Annotated in this window: 4 protein-coding genes; all 4 read right to left on the bottom strand. The window is 60.4% G+C overall.

All coding sequences use genetic code 11. The features are described from left to right. A partial coding sequence (locus tag EOA19_RS34690) for a GTP-binding protein (RefSeq protein ID WP_245261238.1) occupies positions 1 to 133 on the bottom strand: 133 nt, incomplete at its 3' end. 98 nt (positions 134 to 231) lie between these two features. Further along, positions 232 to 2,322, bottom strand: coding sequence for an elongation factor G (fusA, locus tag EOA19_RS34685; protein WP_023762913.1), 2,091 nt, complete (start codon positions 2,320 to 2,322; stop codon positions 232 to 234). Between the two features lie 29 nt (positions 2,323 to 2,351). Further along, on the bottom strand, positions 2,352 to 2,822 hold the full coding sequence (rpsG, locus tag EOA19_RS34680; protein WP_008875664.1) for a 30S ribosomal protein S7: 471 nt from the start codon (positions 2,820 to 2,822) through the stop codon (positions 2,352 to 2,354). Between the two features lie 76 nt (positions 2,823 to 2,898). Further along, on the bottom strand, positions 2,899 to 3,270 hold the full coding sequence (rpsL, locus tag EOA19_RS34675) for a 30S ribosomal protein S12 (protein ID WP_006333356.1): 372 nt from the start codon (positions 3,268 to 3,270) through the stop codon (positions 2,899 to 2,901). Between the last annotated feature and the right edge of the window lie 467 nt (positions 3,271 to 3,737).

Genomic DNA, 3,737 nt, shown 5'->3' with positions numbered 1-3,737 from the left:
TCTGGTCGTAGCGCTTGTATTCGCCAAAATACTTGGTGATCGCCGCCGTCAGCGACGTCTTGCCATGGTCGACGTGGCCAATCGTGCCGATGTTCACGTGAGGCTTGTTACGCTCGAATTTACCTTTGGCCATAATCGTTCTCCGTCTATTCTACCCGCTAAGGGGATATTGTTATTCGCTCTTCAGATCCGGCACCGCGCAAGGAGCGCGACCCGGTGGCTAAGAAACCCTTAGGCGTATTTCTTCTGGACTTCCTGAGCCACTGCGGTCGGAACCGGCTCATAGTGATCGAACTGCATGGTGTAGGCCGCACGGCCCTGGCTCATCGAGCGCAGGTTGTCGACATACTTGAACATGTTGGCGAGCGGCACCATCGCGTTGATGACGACGGCCACGCCGCGCGCTTCCTGGCCCTGGATCTGGCCACGACGACCGTTCAGATCGCCGATGACGCTGCCGACGTAATCTTCCGGCGTCACCACTTCGACCTTCATGATCGGCTCCAGAAGCTGCACGCCAAGCTTGGGTGCGGCTTCACGGAAGCAGGCGCGGCCGGCGATTTCGAAGGCCAGAACGCTGGAGTCGACATCGTGATAAGCGCCGTCGATCAGGGTCGCCTTGACGCCGATCATCGGGAAGCCCGCGAACGGACCCGAGGTCATGACGCTGTTGATGCCCTTTTCGACACCCGGGATGTATTCCTTCGGCACGGCGCCGCCGACGATCTTGGTCTCGAACTCGAACTCGCTGCTGTCCGGGTTCGGCTCGAAGACGATCTTGACGCGAGCGAACTGACCGGTACCGCCGGTCTGCTTCTTGTGCGTGTAATCCTGCTCGTGCCTGCGGGTGATGGTCTCGCGATAAGCCACCTGCGGTGCGCCGACATTGGCCTCGACCTTGAACTCGCGACGCATGCGGTCGACGATGATGTCCAGGTGAAGTTCACCCATGCCGGAAATGATGGTCTGGCCGCTTTCCTCGTCGGTCTTGACGCGGAAGGACGGATCCTCGGCGGCCAGGCGGTGAAGGGCGAGGCCCATCTTTTCCTGGTCGTTCTTGGTCTTCGGCTCAATGGCGATCTGGATGACCGGATCGGGGAATTCCATGCGCTCGAGAATGACCGGATGCAGCGGATCGCTCAGCGTGTCACCGGTGGTCGTGTCCTTGAGACCGGCAAGAGCAACGATGTCGCCTGCAAAAGCCTCTTCGACGTCGGCGCGCGAGTTCGCATGCATCTGCAGCATGCGGCCGATGCGCTCTTTCTTGCCCTTCACGGTGTTGTCGACCGAGATGCCCTTGGTGAGCTTGCCCGAATAGATGCGGGCAAAGGTCAGCGAACCGACGAACGGGTCGTTCATGATCTTGAAGGCGAGCATCGACAGCGGCTCGTTGTCGTCGGCATGACGCTCGATCTCCGCGTCGGTCTTGGCATCGACGCCCTTGATGGCGGGAACATCGGCCGGCGACGGCAGATATTCGACGACGGCGTCGAGCAGCGGCTGCACGCCCTTGTTCTTGAAGGCCGAGCCACAGAACATCGGGTAGAACTTGACCGCGATGGTGCCCTTGCGGATCAGCGCGCGGATCTCGTCATTCGACGGCATCTTGCCTTCGAGGTAATTCTCAAGCGCCGTCTCGTCCATTTCGACGGCGGCCTCGATCATCTTCTCGCGGTATTCTTCGGCACGAGCCTTGAGATCGTCCGGGATCTCGACGACATCCCAGGCAGCGCCCAGCGTCTCGTCGCGCCAGACCAGCGCGTTCATCTCGACGAGGTCGACGACGCCCTTGAACTCGGTCTCGGCGCCGATCGGCAGCTGCATGACAACGGCATGCGCGCCGAGGCGCGAACCGATCATCTCGACCGAGCGATAGAAGTCGGCACCGATCTTGTCCATCTTGTTGCAGAAGATCATGCGCGGAACGCGATACTTGTCGGCCTGGCGCCAGACGGTCTCGGTCTGCGGCTCAACGCCGGCATTGGCATCGAGCAACGCGATGGCGCCGTCGAGCACGCGCAGCGAACGCTCGACTTCGATGGTGAAGTCGACGTGGCCGGGAGTGTCGATGATGTTGAAGCGGTGCATCTTGCCGTCACGAGCCTTCCAGAAGGTCGTGGTCGCGGCGGACGTGATGGTGATGCCGCGCTCCTGCTCCTGCTCCATCCAATCCATGGTGGCAGCGCCGTCGTGGACTTCGCCGATCTTGTGCGACTTGCCCGTGTAGTAGAGGACGCGCTCGGTGGTCGTCGTCTTGCCGGCGTCAATATGCGCCATGATACCGAAATTGCGGTAGTCTTCGATTTTGTATTCGCGGGCCATCGTAGCTGCCTCTCAGTCTCGTTCGCGCTTTACCAGCGGTAGTGCGCGAAAGCGCGGTTGGCTTCAGCCATCTTGTGGGTGTCTTCACGCTTCTTGACAGCCGTGCCGCGGTTGTTGGCCGCATCCATCAGCTCGCCGGAGAGGCGGTCGACCATCGTGGTCTCGTTGCGATTGCGGGCCGCCGCGATCAGCCAGCGAATGGCCAATGCCTGGCGGCGCTCGGGGCGCACGTCGACCGGAACCTGGTAGGTGGCGCCACCGACACGACGCGAACGCACTTCAACATGCGGCGCGACATTGTCGAGCGCCTGATGGAAGACGGTGACCGGCTCCTGCTTGGTCTTCGACTGAACCTGGTCGAGCGCGCCGTAGACGATGGTCTCGGCGACCGACTTCTTGCCGTCATACATAACGGCGTTCATGAACTTGGTGACGATCAGATCGCCGAACTTCGGGTCCGGATTGATCTCACGCTTTTCTGCACTGTGACGACGCGACATGGCTTTTGTCTCTCAATCTCATAGCCCGACGCACTCAAGCAGCGCCAAGGCCGGAAAATCTTACTTCGGACGCCCCTTACTTCGGACGCTTGGCGCCGTACTTCGAACGGCGCTGCTTGCGGTTCTTCACACCCTGCGTGTCGAGCACGCCGCGGATGATGTGGTAGCGAACGCCCGGAAGATCCTTGACGCGGCCGCCGCGGATCATGACCACGGAGTGCTCCTGAAGGTTGTGGCCTTCGCCGGGGATGTACCCGATCACTTCAAAACCATTGGTCAGGCGGATCTTGGCCACCTTGCGCAGCGCCGAGTTCGGCTTCTTCGGCGTCGTTGTATAGACGCGCGTGCAGACGCCCCGCTTCTGCGGGTTCTGCTGCATGGCCGGGACCTTGTTGCGCTTCACCGGCGCAATGCGCGGCTTGCGGATCAGCTGGTTGACGGTAGGCATTAAACCCTCTTGTCTCTCAATTCCGTGTCTCGCCCGGTCAGGGCCGCTCAAAGCGTCATTTCCATACGCAAATTCGGGCCATAAACCGCGCCTCGCGGTCTTGCCCGAACAAAAGGCAGAGGAAGCGGAAGCCGCTTCGTGCACGCCGGAAATGTCTTTTCGCTCGTAAAACGAACCCTGTTTGAGGCAAACTCCAAAGCGTGTCGCTTCGGAAGGGAGAGCCTCACATCGGTTCTGACTGGGCGGCTTCTACTCGTAAGACCGCGGACCGTCAAGCCCGGAGCACCAAATATTGCACGCCGACCAAGGCTTGGCAGCCATGCGAAAACCGCATGTAATTTTCTTTCGCATTTTTGCAAGAGCGAGGAAGAAAGTGACAAGCCTTCAGGCAAAGTGAATGGGTTTGCGCTGTTGCGCGGCCTTGCTTCATGCGAAAAGGCCGCATGAGCAGTCAAAACCCCCTCGCC

The sequence above is a fragment of the Mesorhizobium sp. M7A.F.Ca.US.010.02.1.1 genome, assembly GCF_004023085.1.
Lineage (GTDB): Bacteria > Pseudomonadota > Alphaproteobacteria > Rhizobiales > Rhizobiaceae > Mesorhizobium.
This window is presented reverse-complemented; position numbering and strand designations above follow the sequence as displayed.